Origin of the sequence: Actinomadura luteofluorescens, from assembly GCF_013409365.1 — a bacterium.
Lineage (GTDB): Bacteria > Actinomycetota > Actinomycetes > Streptosporangiales > Streptosporangiaceae > Spirillospora > Spirillospora luteofluorescens.
The window spans coordinates 7,654,812-7,675,288 of record NZ_JACCBA010000001.1 but is presented as its reverse complement, the minus strand read 5'-3'; the positions used below and the strand labels follow the sequence as shown (position 1 = coordinate 7,675,288).

General features: G+C 75.9%; 10 protein-coding genes. 3 read left to right on the top strand and 7 right to left on the bottom strand.

Translation table 11 applies throughout. From position 1 onward, the window contains the following. Positions 1-40 precede the first annotated feature (40 nt). Genes BJY14_RS35590 through BJY14_RS35580 form a run of 3 tightly spaced genes read left to right on the top strand, consistent with a single transcriptional unit; the run spans position 41 to position 11,731 of the window. Entirely contained in the window at positions 41-8,308 is an 8,268-nt protein-coding gene (locus BJY14_RS35590) for a type I polyketide synthase (protein ID WP_179847612.1), read from the top strand. Further along, entirely contained in the window at positions 8,301-10,646 is a 2,346-nt protein-coding gene (locus BJY14_RS35585; protein ID WP_312879564.1) for a thioester reductase domain-containing protein, read from the top strand. Before BJY14_RS35590 ends, BJY14_RS35585 begins: the two co-directional genes overlap by 8 nt. Next, positions 10,643-11,731: an alpha/beta hydrolase gene (locus BJY14_RS35580; RefSeq protein ID WP_179847611.1), complete on the top strand. Its 1,089-nt coding sequence runs from the start codon at positions 10,643-10,645 to the stop codon at positions 11,729-11,731. The genes BJY14_RS35585 and BJY14_RS35580 overlap by 4 nt, the downstream gene beginning before the upstream one ends. A gap of 75 nt (positions 11,732-11,806) precedes the next feature. On the opposite strand, the gene BJY14_RS35575 is transcribed toward BJY14_RS35580, so the two are convergent. The 7 genes from BJY14_RS35575 to BJY14_RS35545 all read right to left on the bottom strand — a co-directional run bounded on the left by BJY14_RS35575 (position 11,807) and on the right by BJY14_RS35545 (position 20,464). Further along, positions 11,807-12,895 carry a glycosyltransferase family 2 protein gene (locus BJY14_RS35575; protein ID WP_179847610.1) on the bottom strand — a complete coding sequence of 363 codons (1,089 nt, stop codon included), beginning with the start codon at positions 12,893-12,895 and terminating at the stop codon, positions 11,807-11,809. Between the two features lie 22 nt (positions 12,896-12,917). Then, positions 12,918-14,297, bottom strand: coding sequence for an arylsulfotransferase family protein (locus BJY14_RS35570; protein ID WP_179847609.1), 1,380 nt, complete (start codon positions 14,295-14,297; stop codon positions 12,918-12,920). A 158-nt stretch (positions 14,298-14,455) separates the two neighbouring features. Continuing rightward, a complete protein-coding gene (locus BJY14_RS35565; protein ID WP_179847608.1) occupies positions 14,456-15,841 on the bottom strand; it encodes an MATE family efflux transporter in 1,386 nt (461 codons plus the stop codon). Further along, a complete protein-coding gene (locus BJY14_RS35560; protein WP_312879563.1) occupies positions 15,838-17,640 on the bottom strand; it encodes a glycoside hydrolase family 3 protein in 1,803 nt (600 codons plus the stop codon). The genes BJY14_RS35565 and BJY14_RS35560 overlap by 4 nt, the downstream gene beginning before the upstream one ends. A gap of 305 nt (positions 17,641-17,945) precedes the next feature. Next, positions 17,946-18,695, bottom strand: a complete 750-nt coding sequence (locus BJY14_RS35555) for a thioesterase II family protein (RefSeq protein ID WP_179847606.1) — start codon at positions 18,693-18,695, stop codon at positions 17,946-17,948. Positions 18,696-18,698: 3 nt separating this feature from the next. After that, positions 18,699-19,355 carry a sulfotransferase family protein gene (locus BJY14_RS35550; protein WP_179847605.1) on the bottom strand — a complete coding sequence of 219 codons (657 nt, stop codon included), beginning with the start codon at positions 19,353-19,355 and terminating at the stop codon, positions 18,699-18,701. Positions 19,356-19,423: 68 nt separating this feature from the next. Continuing rightward, positions 19,424-20,464: a type III polyketide synthase gene (locus tag BJY14_RS35545; RefSeq protein ID WP_179847604.1), complete on the bottom strand. Its 1,041-nt coding sequence runs from the start codon at positions 20,462-20,464 to the stop codon at positions 19,424-19,426. Between the last annotated feature and the right edge of the window lie 13 nt (positions 20,465-20,477).

The window sequence follows — 20,477 nt, the reverse complement described above, 5'->3', positions numbered from 1 at the left end:
GCATCCCCCCACCGCCCCGCGCAGACCGAGAGGACAAGCGATGGACGCACCAGCGCACAGGTTCACCCGGGCGCTCGCCGGCTTCGAGCGGCGGGACGCGCGGGCCGACTCCCCCACCGGGCCGCCGGCCGGCGAGCCGGTGGCGGTGGTGTCGATGGCGTGCCGCCTTCCGGGCGGCGCGGACGATCCGGACGGGCTGTGGCGGCTGCTGTCCGGCGGCGAGGACGCGATCGAGGAGTTCCCGGCGGACCGCCTGGACGCCGGGGCGCTCTACGACCCCGACCCCGACGCCGCGGGCCGGACCTACTCCCGCCACGGCGGCTTCGTGCACGACATCGACGCGTTCGACCCGCGCTTCTTCGGCATCACCACCCGGGAGGCCGCGGCGATGGACCCCCAGCAGCGGCTGCTGCTGGAGACGGCCTGGGAGGCGCTGGAGCGGGCCGGGACCGTTCCGGCCCGGCTCGCCGGGAGCCCGACCGGCGTCTACCTCGGCATGCTCGGCAGCGACTACCTCTCCGGGCTGAGCCTGGACCAGTTCAACGGCTACGTCGGCACCGGTTCGGCGCTGAGCGTGGCCTCGGGGCGGCTCGCCTTCACGCTCGGGCTGGTCGGCCCGGCGATGACCGTCGACACCGCCTGCTCGTCGTCGCTGCTGGCGGTGCACCTGGCCGCGTCCGCGCTGCGCGCGGGCGAGTGCGACCAGGCCCTCGCCGGCGGGGCCACGCTGATGACGACCCCGTACACGTTCGTCGAGTTCAGCCGGATGCGGGCCCTGTCGCCGACGGGCCGGTGCCGGTCGTTCTCCGGCGACGCCGACGGCACGGCGTTCTCCGACGGCGTCGCGATGGTCGTGCTGAAGCGGCTCGCCGACGCCCGGCGCGACGGCGACGAGGTGCTGGCGGTGCTGCGCGGCAGCGCCGTGGGACAGGACGGCCGCAGCACGGCGCTGACGGTGCCGAGCGGGCCCGCGCAGGAGCGGGTGACGCGGCGGGCGCTGGAGCTGTCCGGCCTGGCCCCGGCGGACATCGACTACGTCGAGGCGCACGGCACCGGGACCACGCTGGGCGACCCGATCGAGGCCAGGGCGCTGGCGCGGGTGTTCCGGGACACCCGGCCGCCGGACCGGCCGCTGCGGATCGGCTCGATCAAGTCGAACATCGGGCACACGCAGGCCGCCAGCGGCCTGGCCGGGCTGATGAAGGTCGTGCTGGCGCTGAGGCACGAGACGCTGCCGCGCACCCTGCACGCCGAGCGGCCCACCCGCCGGGTCGACTGGGAGAGCAGCGGCCTGCGGCTCGTCGGGGAGCCGGTGGCCTGGCCGCGCGGGGAGCGTCCCCGCCGGGCCGGGGTGAACTCCTACGGGATCAGCGGCACGAACGTGCACGTCATCGTGGAGGAGGCGCCGGAGGAGCCGCGCCCGCGGGCCGCGGCGCCCCGGACGCGGGAACCCGGCCTGTTCGTGGTCTCCGCGCGCGGCGGGTCCGCGCTGCGCCGCCAGACGGGCAGGCTGGCGGCGCACCTGGAGGACGGCGGCCGCGACGAGCCGCTGCCGGACGTCGCGCACACCCTCGCCAACCGGCGGACCCACTTCGACCGCCGCGCCGTCGTGCTGGCCGCGGACCGCGAGACGCTCGTGTCCGGCCTGAACGCCGCCGCGGCGGGGCGGTCCGCCCCGGGCCTGGTGGTGTCGCCGTCCCGCGAGCCGGTCACGGGCGGGCTCGCGTTCGTCTTCCCCGGCCACAGCGCGCGGTGGACCGGCATGGGCGCGGAGCTGGCGGCCCGCTCCGAGGCGTTCGCCGACGCGCTCGCCGAGTGCGACGAGGCGATCCGCCGCCAGGTGGGCTGGTCGGTGCTCGCGGCCATGCGGGGCGGGGACGGGGCCCCCGACCTCGAACGGCCCGACGTCACGCAGCCGGTCCTGTTCGCGTTCGGCTGCGCGCTGACGCGGATGTGGCGGTCGCTCGGCGTGGAGGCCGGCGCGGTCGTCGGGCACTCCCTCGGGGAGATCACCGCCGCGCACGCCGCGGGCGCCCTCACGCTGGACGAGGCCGCCGCCGTCGTGACCCGCCGGGGCCTCGCCGTGCGTCCGGCCGCGGGCCTCGGCGGGTCACTCGCCGTGGGGCTGCCCGAGGAGAGCGTGCGGGAGATGCTCGCCGAGTACGGGTCGCGCCTCGACGTGGCGGCGGTCAACAGCGGCCGGGCCACCACCGTCTCGGGCGACCTGAACGCGCTGATCGCGCTGCGGGCGCAGTTGCAGCAGGACCAGGTCCCCGTCCAGGACGTGCCGGTGGGGTTCGCCACGCACAGCTTCCACATGGACCCGGTCGGCGCCGAGCTGCGGGAACGGCTCGGCGACGTCTGCGGCGCGCCCTGCCCGACGCCGCTCTACTCGACGGTGCTCGGCGAGCCGGTGCCCGGGGACGCCCTCGACGCCGGCTACTGGGCCCGCAACCTGCGCGAACCCGTCCGCTTCGCCGCGACCGTGCGCCGCATGCTGGCGGACGGCTTCCGCTACTTCGTGGAGGTGGGCGCGCGTCCCGCCCTGCTGTCGTCGATCAAGGCCGTGGCCGCCGAGGAGGGCGTCGAGGTCGCGGTCGCGGGCTCGCTGAACCGCGACGGCGGCGAGCACGACGGGGTCCTGCGCAACCTCGCGCTGCTGGTCGCCGACGGGTACGCCCCCGACTGGTCGAAGGCGGCCCCGGCGGGACGCCACGTGGACCTGCCCACCTACGCCTTCGAGCGCGGACGCTACTGGACGTCCGCCAAGGCCGCCCCCGCGGCCGAGCGGAGCGGCATGCCGCTCCTGCACCGGCACGTCGAGGACAGCGAGGTCCCCGGCCGCCTCATCGCCCAGGCCGACGTCGACCTGCGCGACGACCGGTTCGGGTATCTCGCCGGCCACCGCGTCGGCGGGACGGTCTGGCTGCCCGCCTCGGCGTTCCTGGAGATGGCGCTGGAGGCGTCCACCGCGCTCCAGGACGCCGTCCAGCTCGCCGGTGTGCGGTTCGAGCGTCCGCTGCGGCTGCGCGAGGACGAGGCCGTCCGCCTCCAGCTGGTCGTCCAGCCCGCCGACGCCGACGGGCGGCGGGCCTTCACCATCGCCTCCCGGTCCTGCGGCGACCCGCAGGCCGCGTGGACCGACCACGTCGTGGGACGGTTCGAGCCCGCCGACGCGCAAGAGCCCGAGGAGACGGAGTCCCTCGCCGAGCTGCGGCGGCGGTGCGGCGAGGAGGTGGGGCTCCCGGACCTCTACGCCGCGATGTCGGCCGCGGGGATCGACTACGACGACGCGTTCCGGGCCCTGAAGGCGGCGTGGAGGGGACAGGGCGAAGCGCTGGGGCACCTGGCGGAAACGCCCGGATCGCCCTACCTGCTCCACCCCGCCGTGCTGGATTCGGCGCTGCGCACCGGCGCGCTGCCGGGCGATGTCCCGGCCGGCGGGATGTTCGTGCCCGCGGGGGCAGGCCGGGTCCGCTTCACCGGCGTGCGGTCGCGGCCGGTCTGGGCGGCCTGCCGGATCCGGTCGCTGACCTCGGAGGCGGCGGTACTGGACCTGCGGCTCCTGGACGAGGACGAACGGCTCGTGCTGGACGTCCGGGGCTTCGAGCTGGCCGCGCCGTCCCCGGCGGACCGGTCGCTGTTCGAGGTCGAATGGCGGCCCCGGCCGCCCGCCGCGCGTGAACCCGGACGGGGCCCGTGGCTGATCCTGTCCGACGGCTCCGGAGTCGGAGCCGACCTCGCCCGGCGGCTCGGGCCGGTGCCGCACGTGCTCGTCCGGCGCGGCGCCGCGTTCGGCCCCGACGGCTCCGGCGGCTACACCGTCGATCCCCGGGACCCGGCGCACTTCGCGCGGCTGCTCGGCGAGGCGTTCGGCGACGGACCGCCCGAACGGGTCGTCCAGCTGTTCGGCCTGGACGCGCCGGCGATCACCTCGGCCGAGTCGCTGGCGGAGGCGGCCCTGCTGTGCTGCACGACGACGCTGCACCTGGTCAGGGCGCTGGCGGACCGCTCCTTCGACCCCGCTCCGCGCCTGTTCCTCGTCACCCGGGGAAGCCAGGCGGCGGGAGCGGGAGCGCGGGTGACCGATCCGCAGCAGGCGCTCGGGTGGGGCTTCGGCGGAACGGCCGCCCGCGAGTATCCGGAGCTGCGCACCACGCTCGTCGACATGCCCGCCGAGGGCGGGACGGACGCGCTCTGGACCCAGCTCCGGCACGCCGACGAGGAGCCCTGGGTCGCGCTGCGCGACTCGGAGCGGCTGGTGCCGCGGCTGTCGCGCACCCGTCCCGACGGCGGCGTCGTGCCCCTGCGCCCGGACCGGACGTACCTGGTCACCGGCGGCCTCGGCGGCCTCGGCCGGGTCGCCGCCGAGCGGCTCGTCGCGCTGGGCGCGCGGCACGTGGCCGTCCTCGGCCGCGGCGGGCCGGACGCGGGGGCGGCCGAGTGGATCGCCGGGCTCGCGGCGCGGGGCGCGGACGTCCACACCGTCCGCGCCGACGTCGCGGACCGCGCCGCCCTGGAGGCGGCGCTCGGCGCCCTGAGCCGCGAGGCGCCCCCGGTCGCGGGGATCGTGCACGCCGCCGGCGTCCTGGACGACGCGACCCTGCGGACGCTGACACCGGAGCGGATCGCACTGGTGCTGGCGCCCAAGGTGCTGGGCGCCGCGCTGCTCACCGAACTGGTGCCGGACACCGACTTCCTGATCCTGTTCTCCTCGGCCGCGGGCCTGCTCGGACCGGCGGGGCAGGGTTCCTACGCCGCCGCGAACGCCTTCCTGGACGCGTGGGCCCACGCCCTCGCGGCGACCGGGCGACCGGCGCTGAGCCTGGACTGGGGCGCCTGGTCGCAGGTCGGCATGGCCGCGGACGCCGACCGGCTCCCCGCGCTCGCGGGGTCCGGCATGGCGAGCCTCTCCCCGGCCGAGGGCGGGGAGCTGTTCGAGCGCCTGCTCGGCTCGTCCCGGCGCCGCCTCGCGCCGATCGCGCTCGACCGGGCGGCGCTGGAGCGTCCCTCCGGGCTCGCCGCGGCGCATCCGATCCTGTCCGAACTGGCCGGGCGTCCCACCGCCGGCCCGGCCGCCGAGGGGGTCGCGGCCCTGATCCGCGCCGCGGCGACGGACGACGAGCGCACCCGCCTGGTCGAGGAGTTCCTGCGGGGCGCGGTGGCCGAGGTCACCGGCGACGCCGCCGCCGAGGTGCCCATGGGCAGGTCGATGCAGGAGCTCGGCTTCGACTCGCACTCGCTCGTGGTGCTGCACGACGCCATCACGCGCACGCTCGGCGTCGGCACGTCGCTGTCGGCGCTGGCGGCCATGGACGTGCGGAGCCTCGCCGCCGAACTCCTCCAAGCGCCGGTCACCGCAGGCGGGACACCGCCGACCGGACCGTCCGTGGAGCGGGCGGATGCCGGGGCGGAGGTCGTGTTCCGGCCGGTCCCGGCGGACGTGACGCGCCTGCTGCGGACGGAGCAGCAGGGCACGCCGAGCGTGGCCCACCACATCGGCATGGCCGTCCGGCTGGGGTCGCCCGTCACAAGGGAGGCGCTGGCGGAGGCCCTCAGCGGGCTCGCGGGCCGGCACTCCGCCCTGCGCACGGCCATCGTGCGGGACCCCGAGCACGGCACGCGGTTCGCGGTCCACCGGCGGCCCACCGGGGAGCTGCTGCGCTGGTCGACGACCGAGGACGTGGACGCCGAGGCGGCGCTCCAGCGGCTGATGGAGCCGCCGTTCGACCTCGCGACGGCGCCGCTGTGGCGCTTCGAGATGGTGGAGTCCGCGTCCGGGGACCAGGTCCTGGTCTTCGGCGCTCACCACGCCGTGAGCGACGTGCAGTCGCTGATCCTCGCCGTCGCGGAGATCGGGGCGGCGCTGTCCGGCGCTCCCCCGGCCGCGCCCCCGCGGGACGACATCGATCTGCTCATCGAGGCCCGCTCGGCCGCGGCACCGCAGGAGGAGGGCGAGGAGGCGGCGGCGCGGTGGCGGGAGGAGTTCACCGGCTGCCGCAGACTGGACCTGGTGGAGAGCCGCCCGGCGAAGCGGACGTTCCGCGCGGGCACCCTGGCCCTGGACATCCCCGGCGGCCTCCTCGACCGGGTGGCGGAGCAGGCGAGGGAGCTGGCCGTGACCCCGGCCGCCCTCTGCCTCGGGACGCTCCAGGTGTTCCTCGCGCGGCTGCGGGACCGGAGCCGGTTCGCGCTGGCGGTCCCTGTGGACTCCCGGATGCACGCCGAAGCGTCCGGCGCGCTCGGCTACTTCGGGGTCCCGGTGCCGCTCGCGGCCGAGGTCAACGGGGGCGAGGCCATCGCCGACGTCGTGGCCAGGACCGACGCCCGTCTCAAGCGGGTGCTGGAGAAGGGGGCCTCGTTCTCCGGCGCGATGGCCGCCCTCGCCGGCGCCGGCCTGCACCGGGCGGACGCGCCGCTCGTCGAGGTGTACTTCAACCACATCCGGGCGCGGGGGCCGGCGGCGGGCGGGCCGGAGATCGTGCCGGCCGGGACCGGCTACCTCGACCTCGACCTGATGGTCAGCATGGGGCCCGGCCTCGGGCACCTGCGGCTCGACCACAACCTCGACATCCTCGACGAGGCGGCCGCCGCCCGCCTCGGCCGCGGCTACCTCGACCTCCTCGCGCGGATCGCGGACGGGGGCGCGGCGGAGCCCGCGACGGGAGCGCCCGCCCCGCCGGCCGCGGGCTCCGCAGCCTCGGTGGCGGTGGCGGCCACGTTCGCCCTCGGCCACCTGCCCGCCCTCCTCGGCGCCGCCCTCGCCGAGACCGGCGGTGACGCGCCGGACGTCGTCGCGGCGCCGGACCAGCAGCCCCTGGCGAGCGTCCTGGCCCCGGACGGCGCGTTCGCCCAGGCGTCCACCACGGCCGGGATCGTGCTGCTGCGCGGAAGCGACCTGGCCCGATCCGGTCCCGTGAGCGACGAGCTGCTGGCGCGGCTGGCCGAGGAGTACCCGGCGGCCCTCGGCGCCCTGCACGACCGGACCCGGCGGCCGGTGATCCTCGGCGTCCTGCCCTCCCGCACCGGCGACCCCCGGCTCCGGGAGTGGGAGGAGGAGCTGATGTCGCGGCTGGAGGGCCGGCCGGGCATCGCGGTCGTGCGGCCGGACGACTGGACGCGGGACCACCCCGTCGCCGAGCCCTTCGACGAGGGCACCGAGGCCCTCGCCCACCTGCCCTTCACCGCCGAGTTCCAGGCGGCCGTGGCGCTCACCGCCGCCGGGACGGTCCGGGCGGTCCGCCGCCCGGCGCCCAAGGTGATCGCCGTGGACGGGGACGAGACCCTGTGGGGCGGCGTCGCGGGCGAGGCCGGCCCGGACGCGGTCGACCTGGCCGGGCCGCGCGCGGTGCTGGCCCGGCGGCTGCTCGCCTGGCGCGCCGCGGGTGTCCTGCTGGTCCTCGTCTCCAACAACGACGAGGCCACGGTGCGCGCGGTGCTGGAGCGGCCCGACGGAGTCCTGCGGCCCGGGCACTTCAGCGTGATCGCCGCGGGCTGGGGGCCGAAGGCCAAGCGGATCAGGGCGGCGGCGGACGAGCTGGGCCTCGGGACGGACGCGGTGCTGTTCCTGGACGACAACCCGGCCGAGATCGCCGCGGTGCGCTCCGACCTCCCGGAGGTCCTGTCGGTGACGTGCCCGCCCGCCCGCGAGCTGGCGGCGTTCGTGCGGCGCCTCTGGCCGGCCACCCCGTGGGCGGCCACCCGCGAGGACGCCGCCCGGGCCGGCTACTACCGGCAGGAGCGCGACCGCGAGGCGGCGCGCGCCGGGACGAGCTTCGCCGAGTTCCTCGACCGGCTCGAACTGGAGGTCGACGTCGAGCCGCTGTCGGAGGCGGCGACGGAGCGGTCCGTCCAGCTGAGCCGCCGGACGCACCAGTTCAACCTGCGCCCCGCCGTCCTGGACCCGGCGGCGCTCGACCGGGCGCGGCGGGACGGCGAGGTGTGGACGGTCTCGGCGCGCGACCGGTTCGGCGACTACGGCCAGATCGGCGTCCTGGTGGTCCGCCCGGACGGCGGCGCGCTGGAGGTCGCGGCCTGGATGCTGAGCTGCCGCGTGCTCGGCCGCGGGGTGGAGGAGCGGCTGCTGGGGTGGCTCGCCGACCGCGCCGACGCCCTCGGATGCGCGGCGGTGCGGCTGGTCGCCGAGCACACGCCCCGCAACGCCCCGGCGCGGCGCCTGGTCGCCGCCCTCGCGGGGGTGGAGGACGACGGCCGGCGGCTGGACGTGCTGGTCGAGCCGCGGCGCCTGCGGGCGTTCCGCTCCTGGTCCGGCACGGCGGAAGACGGCCCGGAGGCCGACGGTGAGTGAATCGTGGAAGGAGATGCAGACGGTGAACGGAGCGGACGCGGACGGGACCGGGCTCGCCCCGGTCCCCGACCGCCGGCACGAGGGCGAACTGCTGGAGCGCAGCGGCCCGGGGCGGACCGAGGTGGCGGACCTGCTGGCCCGGTTCGGGACCGGCGGCGGCGCCGGGCCCGGCGGGGAACCGCCGCCGGGCGGAGCGGACGGCGCTCCGGCCGAGGGCGGCGCGGGATGGGACCTCGAAGGGCTGGCCGCGGCGATCGCGGCCCGGACGGCGCCCTTCCTCGGCGGCAGGCGGATCGGCGTCGACGTGGACTTCTTCGACGCGGGCGCGACGTCGGTCGACGCCGCCGGGTTCGCGGCGGCGCTCAACCGCGACCTCGGCCTGCGGCTCAGCCTGGACGACGTCTTCGCCGACGCCCGGCCCCGCCGCCTCGCGCGGCTGGGCCTCGCGTCCGCGACGGGCGCGCCCCACCGGGAGCCCGCCGACGCCGCCGCGGACGAGGACGAGAGCGGAGACGAGGGCCTCGACCTGGTGGCGGCCGACCTGGCCCGCGCGGACCGCCTGCCCTGGACCGGCCCGGCCGCCAAGGCCCCGCCCCGCCGGATCCTGCTCACCGGCGCGACCGGCTTCCTCGGGGGGCACCTGCTGCTCGACCTGCTGCGCCGGGGCGACGCGCACGTCGTCTGCCTGGTGCGGGCCGCCGACGCGCGGGCGGGCGAGCGGCGCCTCGGCGAGGCCCTCGCCGGCTTCCGGCTGCCGTGGTCCGCGGAGGTCCGGCGGCGGGTGACGGTGCTGCCGGGCGACATCGCCGAGCCGCGGCTCGGGCTCGACGGCGACCGGTGGGAGGAGCTGGCGCGGGAGGTGGACTCGATCGTCAGCGTCGCGGCGGCCGTCGACTTCCTGCGCGGCTACCCCTCGCTGCGCCGCGCCAACGTGCTCGGCCCGCTGACGCTGGCCGAGCTCGCGGCGACCGGGCCGTCCAAGCCGCTGCACCACATCTCCTCGGTCGCGGTGTTCAACGAGGCCGGCATCGCCTCCATGGGCGAGGACGACCCGCTCGCGCGCGTCGACCGCCTCGCCACCGGCTACGACCGGTCGAAATGGGCGTCGGAGGTGGCGCTGCGGCGGGCCCGCGAGCACGGCCTGACCGTGACGCTCATGCGTCCGGGCGCCATCGGCGGGCACACCCTCACCGGCGCGCACAACCCGACCGACATCGGCAGCGGCCTGCTGTCGGCGTTCTCCAGATTCCGGAAGGTGCCCGCCTTCCGGGCCGTCAACGCCGCCCCGGTGGACTGGGTCAGCCGCGTCGCCGCCGCCGTCGTGTACGAGCCGGACGGCTGGGGGACGACCTACAACCTCACCGGGCGGCCCAACACGCTGCCGGACGTCCTGCACGACATGCGGCTCGGCGGGATGCACGTCCCGGTGCTCGGCTGGGAGGAGTGGCGCGCCGCCTTCCTGGCCGCCATGGAGGCCGGCCCGGTTCCCGAGCTGGAGTTCCTGGCGCGGGTCCTGCGCAACGCGACGGCCGTCAAGCTGGTCGAGGCGACCCTGCTCGGCCCGGCGGCGACCGGCGAGCGCACCGAGGCCTTCGTCGCGCGGCACGGCCTGCCCGAACCGGTCCGCTACGGCGCGCGGGCGCAGCTGAGGACCTACGAGCGGCTCGCGGAGGCCGGCCTGGCGCGGCTCCCCGGCCGCGACGACCCGCCGTACCTGTCGTTCCACGAGACCCTCGAAGGGACGCTGGGCCCCGCGGGCCGGGTCACCGACACGGTCTGCTCGCTGTCGCTGACGCTGTCGATCGCCGGGATGCACCAGCTCGTCAGGGAGCGGCGCGTCGACGTGCGCGGCGAGATGACGTGCGCGCGGCTGCACCCGGAACCGCTCACGGTGGAGTCGGGCGACATCGTCGTCCGCCCCGAGGACGGGATCCCGCTGCGCCATGGACTGCGCCATCCGCTGCTGCGGTACCGGCTCGCGTTCCGCGACGCCGACGGGCGGGGCTGGTGGCTGGAGGGCGTCAAGACCGCCCGCGCGCGCCGCGACCTCTGGCGGCAGGCCCGCACGCTGGCCGTCGAGGTCGGCCGCGAGGGCGAGCCGTCGAGCCTGACCGGCGAGGTCGTCGTGCCGGCCGGCGGCTACGTCCGCGAACAGATCGACGGCATCGAGGTCGATCCGGCGCTGCCGCCGCCGGAGCAGCGCCTCGCCAAGCTGATGTGGCTCGGCTGGTTCTTCGCCCAGGTCGGCTGGGGCCTGCTCGAACCGGGCCTGCGCGCCGGAGCGGAGCTGCTGGACCTGCGCCGGGACGTGAAGGACCGCAGGAGGGAGATCCGATGACCGCACGAGCGCTCTACGCGCGGCCCGGCGCCGCGGCGATCGAGCACGTCCCGTTCCGGGCGTCCGACGGGACCGAGCTGGCACTGGCCCGCGTGACCCGCGACGACGCCGCGAACGGCGACCGGCCCGCGGTGCTGCTGCTGCACGGCCTCACCGCGTCCTCCGACATGTTCGTCCTGCCGGAGACCCGCAACCTGGTGGACGTGCTGCTCGACGCGGGCTACGAGCCGTGGCTGCTGGACTGGCGCGGCAGCTGCCGGCTCCCCTACAACGACGACGACGGCGCGGGCTACAGCTTCGACGACGTCGCGCTCTACGACATTCCCGAGGCGGTGGCGCGGATCCGGGAGCGGATCGGCGGGCGGCGGCTGTTCGTCGTGGCGCACTGCCTGGGGGCGCTGTCGCTGTCGCTCAGCATGACGGCGGGCCTCGTTCCGGGACTGGCCGGCGTGGTGGCGCAGGGCGTGTTCCTGACACCGAAGCTGGCCGCCTCGACGCGCTTGCGCATGCACTTCGGTTTCGAGGTGCTGCGGCGGCGCATCCGGCACGTCCCCGTCGACTTCCGCAAGGCCGGGTTCCGGTCGAAGTACACCCCGCTGTTCGCCCTGGCGTCCCTCGGGGCGGACTGCCCGGACCCCACCTGCCAGATGCTGCACAACTCCGCCTGGAGCGTGGGCGCGTCGCTGTTCGTCCACGACCAGCTGGACCGGCGCACCCACGAGCGCCTGGCCGACCTGTTCGGCAGCGCGCCCATGTGCGTCATCCCGCACCTGCGGCGCATCGAGCTGGCGCACACCGTGGTGCGGTGGAACCTCTCCGACGGACGCTACAGCGCGCTGCCGGAGAACGCCCTGGACAGCGCGGACCGCATCGACTGCCCCGTCCTGCTGATGTCCGGAAGCGAGAACGGGCTCTGGCTGGACGCCAACAAGCTGTGCCACGACGTCCTGGCGGCACGGCACCCGCGGCTCGACGCGCGCTACGTCGAGATCCCCGGCTACGGGCACGTGGACCCGTTCATCGGCCGCGGCGCCGCCCTGGACGTGTTCGGGCACATCGTCGGTTTCCTCGACGAGCACCGGTGACGGGCGGGGCCGGGCGGCCCGCGAAGCCGCCCGGCCCGCTCGCGGGCCCATATGAGGGGCCCGCTCGCGGCTCCCTCACATGGGGGCGCCGGGCTCGTGCGCGCAGGCGCGTTCCGCCGGCGGGACCAGTTCCCGCCAGTCCCGCACCGACGTGCCCGTCCGCGGCTCCCCCGGGAACATGTTGGGCAGCAGGTGGTACTCCTCCGCGTACGCGTGGCCGAGCATCCGCAGCCGCTTCTCCAGCCGCCGCTTGACGAACGAGTCCGAGCTCGCGCCGTAGCGGCCGGACGCCGACCCCGCCAGCCGGAACTTCTCCTCCGTCCACTCCCGGCCCCGCAGCGGGAAGTGGTGCATCAGCAGGGACGCCTCGCTCTCCACGACGGGCCTCCTGCCGGGCGGCGCCGCGATGGTGTGCCGGCCGAACATGAAGCGGAGCGAGCCGGGCTCGCGGACGCGGAGCAGCTGGTGCTTCCAGTGGCCCGCCGGGCATGACGGGTTGTCGTGCCGGCGGGCGTTCGGCAGCTCGTCCAGCGGATGGTGGCGGGGCTTCGGCGCCGACGCCCGGCCCGGGTAGTGCTCCAGGACGCGGCTGCCGACGGTGTCCACCGACGCCGGCAGCGTCCGGACGAGGTCGCGGATCGTGGCGCCCTCCGGGCCGCGCGGGAACTCGTCGGCGTCCACGACGATCCACCACACCGGCCGTCCCGCGGCCCCGGTCCGCTCGTCGACGACCTCCAGCATCCGCCTGGTGCGACGGAGCTCGTCGAACTTCCCGTCGCTCTCGTCCCGCAGGACGGTCGCGCCCGCGGCCTCCGCCTCCGACGCGGAGTCGTCGTCGGAGGCGTCGTCCAGGACGAAGACCTCGTCGGCCCCCTCAAGGAAGAGGTTCCTGACGGTGGCGTAGATGACGTCGTCCTCGTTCCAGACCTGGGAGAGGCCGTAGATGAGCGGCTCGTTCTCCTTCGCACCGCCTTCGTCCGGGAGCGCCCGGCCCGGCTCGAAGGTCTGCCACGTCCTGACGTACCGTCTCCACCACGGCGCGGCAGGCGGGTTGCGCCGGCGGAGGCGCGCCAGAGCCAGTTCCAGCCCGTAGTGCGGATAGTCGAGGACCCTGGCGTCCGGTCCGTCGCCGAAGAGGAACTCCTGGGTTTCCCATACCTTCATGTCCGGTCCCCGGGCCGGCCGGTCAGCGCTCGACCGGCGTGACGGGCGAGGAGCCGATCGTGCGGCCGTCCGCGTCGAGCGCGTCGACCCTCACGAAGGCGGCCCCGTGCGCGTCGGGCAGCTTGACGGCGGTGTCGAAGCCGTCCCATTCCACGGTGTCGACCTCGCGCAGGCCGTCCTCGGACGGGCCGGCCGCCAGCCGCCAGCGGGCGACGCCGGTGGCGCCGTTCCAGACCGCGTGGACCTGGCCGCCGTCGAAGCGCGCCTGCGGCGGCGCCTCCGGCCGCCCGTGCCACTCGTGCCGGTAGACCCGGTAGGTGCTCCACAGGGGCCCCTCGGGCATCTCGGCGTCGAACAGCAGCTCGCCCTCCGGGGAGAACTCCGAGATCCGTCCCGCGGCTCCCCAGCCGACCAGCGTGTTGCCGTTCGGCAGCCCGTACGCGCCGCCCTCCACCGGGCACGACAGGTGCTCGGGGTGGGTGATCTGCCTGACGTGCGTCGCGACGCCGTTCCCGGGGTCGACGCGGATCCACACCACCCGCGACTCGTACCCGAGCATGCCGATGTTGGCCCCGTTGTCGAAGATGCGGTGGACGTTCCCGCCGACGGGCTGCGCGTCGTGCGGCCAGTTGAACCGCACCCCCACGCCGAGCGCGAACGTGCTGGCGCCGCTGCCGAGCTTCCAGCGCACCTCGCCCGTCCGCCGGTCGACCTTGTACACCGCCTGGGAGCTGCGGGCGGTGATCACCAGGTCGCCGTCGTCGTCCACGCCGACGGCGTTGACGTGCAGGTGGTCCCAGGGCCCGTCCCCGGCCAGCGCCACGGGCAGGTCGCTCTCGCCGAGCGGGATGTGCTCCAGGCCGCTCCAGTGCAGCAGCACCTCGCCGGTCGCCACGTCGATCTCCTCGACGACGCTGTCGATCGCCGTGCCGTCCGCGGAACCGCCGACCGGCGTCAGGTCCCACGACCTGTTCTGGTAGCCGACGACCAGCGCGGTGCCGCGGTCGGTCAGCAGGAACTCGTGCAGGTCGGCCGGGCGGTCGCCGCCGAGCCGGACCGAGGCGATCACCCGGTAGGAGGTGTCGGCGACGTAGCAGGTGCCCATGCCGACGCCGGTGCTGGTCGCCTCGCCCTGCCACCAGGTCAGCACCGGCCGCCCCTGGTAGCGCTGCACGCGCAGGTTGGTGGCGTACTCCCCCTCCGGCAACGGGAGGTACCAGACCACCCGCCCCCGGTCGTCGGTGATCTGGAGGCCGTGCGGGGCGCCGGGCTCCATGATGGACTGCGGTGACATGAACAGGTGGCCAGGGGCCACCCCGTCGCGCAGGGTCGTCACGTTGATCCGCCGGATGTCCGCGTAGTCCGGCATGGCCGTGGTCGCGGGTTCAGTGGTCTCGCCCATGGTGTCCTCTCGCTGCGGCGGCGTCCGGGCAGGGCCGCCCGGACGGGCAGGCGCGGCTCACGCTATGCACGCCCGCGCGGCCCGCCCAGCGCCGATCGGGCGCACCTTCGAGGGGACGGGACGGCGCGGCGCGTCCGGGCGGACGGTCGGCCCGGCGGTCAGTCCGGGCGGACGGGGGACGGCGGCGCGGCGCCCCAGGCGGGCTCCTCGCGCGACGTCCGCCTGCGCCGGTCCTGGGCGCGCGTGAACGCCACCGCGGCGAGCACCGCGAGCACCCCGGCGGCGTTCATGGCGGCGATCGTCGCGTACAGCGGGACCGGGCCGCCGGCGCCCCGGCCCGCCAGCGCGCCGATGCCGACCGACCCGGCGACGTACACCGCCGACGCGGCGAGCGCCAGGCGGGCGCCGCCGGTCTGCTCCAGCGCCATGAGCGCGGTGAGCACCAGCCCGAGGACCACGAAGCTCGGGCCCACGATCGCGATGTAGCGCGCGGTCTCGCCCGCGATCCGCGCGTTCTCGGCGGTCAGGTGGCCGACGGCGCCGCGCAGCAGCCACAGCACGGGGACGATCACGGCGTACACGGCCAGCGTCATGCGCAGCGCGGCGCCGAGCACGGCGGCGACCTGCTCCCGGCCGGACGCCCCCAGGCTCTGGTTCATCACGATGGCCGCCGCGGAGCCGAGCACGACGGCCGGCATGATGACGAGGTTCTGGACCGTCGTCGCGGTCGCGAAGCCGGCGATGACGTCCGGGCCGAACGGCTTGAGCATCATCACGAACGCGAAGTTCATGCCGAACATCACGATGTTGGTGAGGCTGACCGGCACGCCGGTCCGCAGCAGGTACCCGAGGACCTCCGGCCGCCAGCCCCACTCCCTCAGCAGCCCCGTCCGGGCGAGCACCACCATGCCGAACGCCCCGGCGGTGAGGCCGTTGAGGGCCGTCGCCAGCGGCAGCGCCGCGATGTCCAGCCCGCAGCCGAAGCCCAGCACCGCGAGCCCCGCGACCTCCACCGCACTGCCCACCAGCATGATCAGCGCCGCGGGCCCGGCGCGCCCCGCGCCGCGCAGCGCGGACGCGCACAGCACCGGCCACGCCAGCGTCAGGTTGGCGAGCGACATCCACCGCAGGAACCGCACGAACAGGTCCCCGCCCCGCGCGTCCGCGCCGAGGACGTCCGCCAGGGCGGGTGCCGCCAGGCTCAGCCCGATCCCGAGCGCGAGCCCCGTGCCGAGCCAGACCAGGGCCACGCTCATCGTCGTCGCCCCCACGTCCCGCTCGCCGCGCCCCGTCCGCAGCGCCGTGATCGTCTGGTTGGTGACGTCGAACGCGACCTGCACCCCGAAGAACAGGAACGCCAGCGGGAAGTACAGCGAGCGGACGCGGATGGCCTCGTCGCCCATCCAGCCCAGGATGGCGACGATCACGATCGGCACCATGATGGCGAGCAGCTGCGCGGCCGCCATGGGCACCGCCAGGCGGGCGATCCGCCGCCGGTGCGCGCCCCGTACCGCCTGCGGCGGCCGCGCCGTCTGCGCGGTCACGGGCGGGCCGGGTAGGTCAGGCCGAACCCGTAGGGGAAGAGCGGGTCCTGGCCGTCGCCGTGGGTGATGGGCAGCTGGTCGGCGCTGCGCATCCAGGTGACGGGCAGCCGCCCGGTCGCGGCGGCGGCGCCGAACAGCACGTCGGCGACGCCCCGGCCCTCGGTGCCGGGGAGCCAGCAGGCGACCAGCGCGTCCCAGCCGGGCAGCTCGGCCGCGATGTCCAGGGGGCGCCCGCTCACCAGCAGCACCACGACGGGGACCCCGGCGGCGCGCAGCCTCGCGATGGTGTCCAGGTCCACGGGGTCCAGACCCATCCCGGCCGGGCGGTCGCCCTCGTCCTCGGCGTACGGCTCCTCCCCCACGACCGCGACGGCGACCTTGCAGGAGGGGCCGGCCCCGTGGCCGTCCGGGTGGTACCGGACGGTGGTCCCGGGGCCCGCGGCGGCGCGGATGCCGTCCAGGATCGTGGTCCCCACGGTGACGGGCCCGGGCTCGCCCTGCCAGCTGACGGTCCACCCGCCGCACTGCATCCCGATGTCGTGGGCGCTGCGCCCGGCGACGAAGATCTCGTCGATGCCGGGGGCGAGCGGGAGCAGGCCCCCCTCGTTCTTGAGGACCACCAGGGAGGCGGCCACGGCCCGGCGGGCCAGGGCGCGGTGCTCGGCGCCGCCGATCCGCCCGGTGTAGGCGCGGTCGGTCAGCGGGTGCTCGAACAGGCCCTGCTCGAACTTCCTGGTCAGGATGCGCCGGTTGGCGTCGTCGATCCGCGCCGCCGGCACCCGTCCGGCCAGCACCTCGGCGCGCAGCGTCTCGATGAACCGCCGCCACTCCTCGGGGACCATCACCATGTCGATGCCCGCGTTGACCGCCGCCCGGACCTCGGCCGGGCCGAACGCGTCCGCCTCGTAGATCATGTCGAGGCCGTTCCAGTCGGACACGACGATCCCGGAGAAGCCGAGCTCCTCCTTGAGCACCTCGGTGACGAGGTACCGGTGGCCGTGCAGGCGCAGCCCGTTCCACGAGCTGTGGGAGATCATGACCGACCCGACGCCGCGCTCCAGTGCGGCGAGGAACGGCGGCAGGTGCAGCGCCCGCAGCTCCTCCTCGGCGAGCCGCGTGTCGCCCTGGTCGTCGCCGTCCTTGGTGCCGCCGTCCCCGACGAAGTGCTTCGCGGTGGCCATGACCGAGGGCCGGGGGCCGACGCGCGGGCCCTGGAGCCCGCTGATGAACGACGTCATGGCGGTGGGCAGCTCGGGCAGCTCGCCGAACGACTCGTAGGTGCGTCCCCAGCGCGGGTTGCGGACGACCCCGAGGCACGGCGCGAAGTTCCAGGTGATGCCGGTGCCCGACACCTCCTCGGCCACCACGGCGCCGATGTCGCGGACCAGCGCGGGGTCGCGGGTCGCGCCGAGCCCGATGTTGTGCGGGAAGAGCGTCGCGCCGACCACGTTGCCGTGCCCGTGCACCGCGTCGACGCCGTACAGGATCGGGATGCCGAGCGGGGTGGCCAGGGCGGCGCGCTGGAAGTCGTCGTACATGTCGGCCCAGGTGACGGGGTCGTTCGGCGAGGGCACCGACCCGCCGCCCGACAGCACCGACCCGAGCCGGTGGGCGGTGACGTCCTCCGGGGTGGCCTCCAGGCGCTCCGCCTGGGTCATCTGGCCGATCTTGTCGTCCAGGCTCATGCGGGCGAGCAGGTCCTCGACGCGGGCCGCGACCGGCGCCCGGGGGTCGCGGTACAACGGGGCGTCCGTCTCGTCATGGGGTACGGATCCGGCGGTGTTCTCTATGGCGTCCACAAGACACCGAGGCTGTACGGGGCGGCGGCGGTTGAGGAGCCTCCAACGGTTCCTCCTCTTGTCCTGCCCCATCGGGCAGCCCGGGGCGGCGCGGACGAGGGACGGGAAGACGCGCGGAACAGAGCGACCGGCTGTGTTGCCCAGTCCCGGCCCACTTCGCTCGCCTGGCGGCTCGCTACGTGACCGGGCGTCGGCGAACACGGCATTGCTTCGCGATCTGCCCGGTACAGCTCGCCTCCGGCTTCGCCGCACCGGGCAGGTCACGCGTTCGCGCGCCTGGCCAAGGCCACTTCGAGACAGGCCCGCTAGATCGCTGTGCGGTCCACCGCCAGCCGGTCGAGGACGATCTCCGCGATCCGCTCCCGGTGGTCGTCGAGGAAGAAGTGCCCGCCGGGGAGGACGAACTCGGCGCCACCGCCGGAGCCGTGCTCCCGCCAGGCCAGCGCGTCCTCGACCGGGGTCATCGGGTCGGCGTCGCCCGCCAGCACCACGATCGGGCAGGCGAGCGGCGGGCCGGGCTCGTAGCGGTAGGTGTCGATCGCCTGGTAGTCGCCGCGCACCACGGGCATGATCATCCGGACGAACGCGGGGCTGTCCAGCAGCCGCGCGTCCGTCCCGCCGAGGCGGGCCATGTCGTCCAGCAGCTCGCGGTCCCCCATGGGGTGCGTGCGCTCCTGGCGGCTGCGCGCCGGGGAGCGGCGCCCCGACACGAACAGGACCGGGGGCGGCGCGGCGAGCCGCCGCGCCACCTCGAAGGCCACGATCGCCCCCATGCTGTGGCCGAAGAACGCCGCCGGCGGCAGCCCGGCCACCTCGGCCGCGAGCCGGCCGGCCAGCTCCGCGAGGTCCACCGCCACCGGCTCCCGGCGGCGGTCCTGCCGTCCGGGGTACTGGACGACGGTGACGTCGGCCGCCGGGCTGAGCGTCTCGGAGAGGCCGTGGTAGGCGCTCGCGGACGCGCCCGCGTAGGGGAAGCACAGCAGCCGCGGCGCCCCCTCGTCCGCCGGGTGGAACCGGCGGAACCACCCGGCCTCTCCCCCAAGCGCTCCGGGCATCGCTCAGGACGCCGGGACGGCGTCGGGGCCGCCGGCGGCGTGCTCGCGCAGCAGCGACTCGAAGCCGTCCCGGTCGTTGGAGCGGGGGAACGGCTCGTCCGGCACCGCGACGCCGAGGAAGTCGCACAGCGGCTCCCAGCCCTGGGCGACCTCGAAGACCAGCAGCCGGTCCGGGTCCACCTCGCGGCGCACCGCCTCGTTGTGCTCGGCGAAGACGCGCCGCGCGTGGTCGGGGTCGGTGAACCGCCCACCGAACTGGCCGTCCCACACGACCTCCCTCGACATCGCCCGCATCTGGGCGAGGACGGGCGTCGCGGGAGGCGCGGGGTCCATGGCGGCGCGGTGGATGGTCGACGCGGCACTGTCGTACCAGCGCTGGGAGTCCCGGACGGTAAGGATGACCTTCGCCTTCGGGTAGAACTCCGTCAGCTCCCGCCAGAACCGGGTGCCCGGCCAGTCGACGCTGGACCGGTACCCGCGGTAGACCTCGTCCCAGTCGGTGGGGCCGCCCTGGGCGGCGCGCCGCCACAGCGGGATCTCCTCCTGGCGCTCCAGCATCCCGAGCATGTGGTGGCACGGGCCGAAGCCGAGCGTCTCCAGCGCGGCCCTGAGGGAGAAGGTGCCGGTGCGGCCGAACCCGGCGCCGATGACTTCGAGCATGAGGGGCTCCTTCGGTGGTCGTTGCTGTACTGGTCTGGTTCTCGGGTCCGCCGCGTCCGGGCGGACGGTCAGGCGCCGCGCAGCAGGACGCTCCAGACGGTGGCGCCGGGGCCGAACGCCATCACGACGCCGTGCTCCCCGGGCCGGAGCGGCCGGGCGTCCATGAGGCGCCCGAGGACGGCCAGGACGGCCGGCGCCGCGGTGTTGCCGTACTCGCGCATCACCGCGCGCGACTCCGCGACCGACTCCTCCGGGAGGTCCAGCTCCTCGGAGACGCGGTCGATGATGCGCCGGCCGCCCGGGTGCACGGCCCACCAGGTGACGTCCCTGCGCGTGAGGCCGTTGCGGGCCAGGAGCGCGTCGGTGGGGGCGGCCACTGCGGCGGCGGTGACGTCCGGCATCGTCGGGGCGAGCCGGATGTCCATGCCGGAGTCGCCGACGTGGACCTGGAGGTCCTCGGCGTACCGCGGCACCGACACCAGCCCGGAGTCGAGGACGTCCAGGCCCGCGATCCCGTCCCGGCCGGGACGCATCACCACGGCGGCGGCGCCGTCGCCGAACAGGGTGAGCACGACCGCCTGCTCCTTGTCGTAGGGCGGCGGCTGGAGGTGCGGGGAGAACAGGTCCACGCACAGCGCCACCGCGGGCCTGCCGTGCACCTCGACCCAGGTCCGGCAGGCGGCCAGCGTGGGGGCCGCCGCGTAGCAGCCCATGGGGCCGAGCGAGAGGAACTCGGTGTCCGGCCCCATGCCGAGCTCGTGGACCAGGGCCTCCAGGCCGGGGGCGGAGTGCGCGGTGGTGGTCGTCGTGATCAGCAGGCCCACCTCGTCCGGGCGCAGCCCGGCGCGTTCCAGGGCGCGGCCGATCGCCTCCCGCCCGAGGGCGCGCGCCTCGGTGAGGCCGCGCCGCATCCGGCGGGCGGTGCTCCAGGCGCGCGGGTCCTCGACGAGCGGGTTGACCGCCATGCCCTTGGTCTCGATGGCGGAGTTGCGGACGATGTCGCCGACCGCGCCGCCGCCCTCGTCGTCCCGCAGGAACGTGGCCAGCTCGTCCATCTTGAGCTGGGGCGGCGCGGCGAAGGCGACGTGGGTGATCCTGGCTGGCGGCATCGCGGACGGCCTT

Bases quoted from the DNA above. Each gene is read 5' to 3' on its own strand.
- BJY14_RS35590 (WP_179847612.1), top strand. From the start codon at position 41: ATGGACGCACCAGCGCACAGGTTCACCCGGGCGCTCGCCGGCTTCGAG.
- BJY14_RS35580 (WP_179847611.1), top strand. From the start codon at position 10,643: ATGACCGCACGAGCGCTCTACGCGCGGCCCGGCGCCGCGGCGATCGAG.
- BJY14_RS35575 (WP_179847610.1), bottom strand. From the start codon at position 12,895: ATGAAGGTATGGGAAACCCAGGAGTTCCTCTTCGGCGACGGACCGGAC.
- BJY14_RS35570 (WP_179847609.1), bottom strand. From the start codon at position 14,297: ATGGGCGAGACCACTGAACCCGCGACCACGGCCATGCCGGACTACGCG.
- BJY14_RS35555 (WP_179847606.1), bottom strand. From the start codon at position 18,695: ATGCCCGGAGCGCTTGGGGGAGAGGCCGGGTGGTTCCGCCGGTTCCAC.
- BJY14_RS35550 (WP_179847605.1), bottom strand. From the start codon at position 19,355: ATGCTCGAAGTCATCGGCGCCGGGTTCGGCCGCACCGGCACCTTCTCC.
- BJY14_RS35545 (WP_179847604.1), bottom strand. From the start codon at position 20,464: ATGCCGCCAGCCAGGATCACCCACGTCGCCTTCGCCGCGCCGCCCCAG.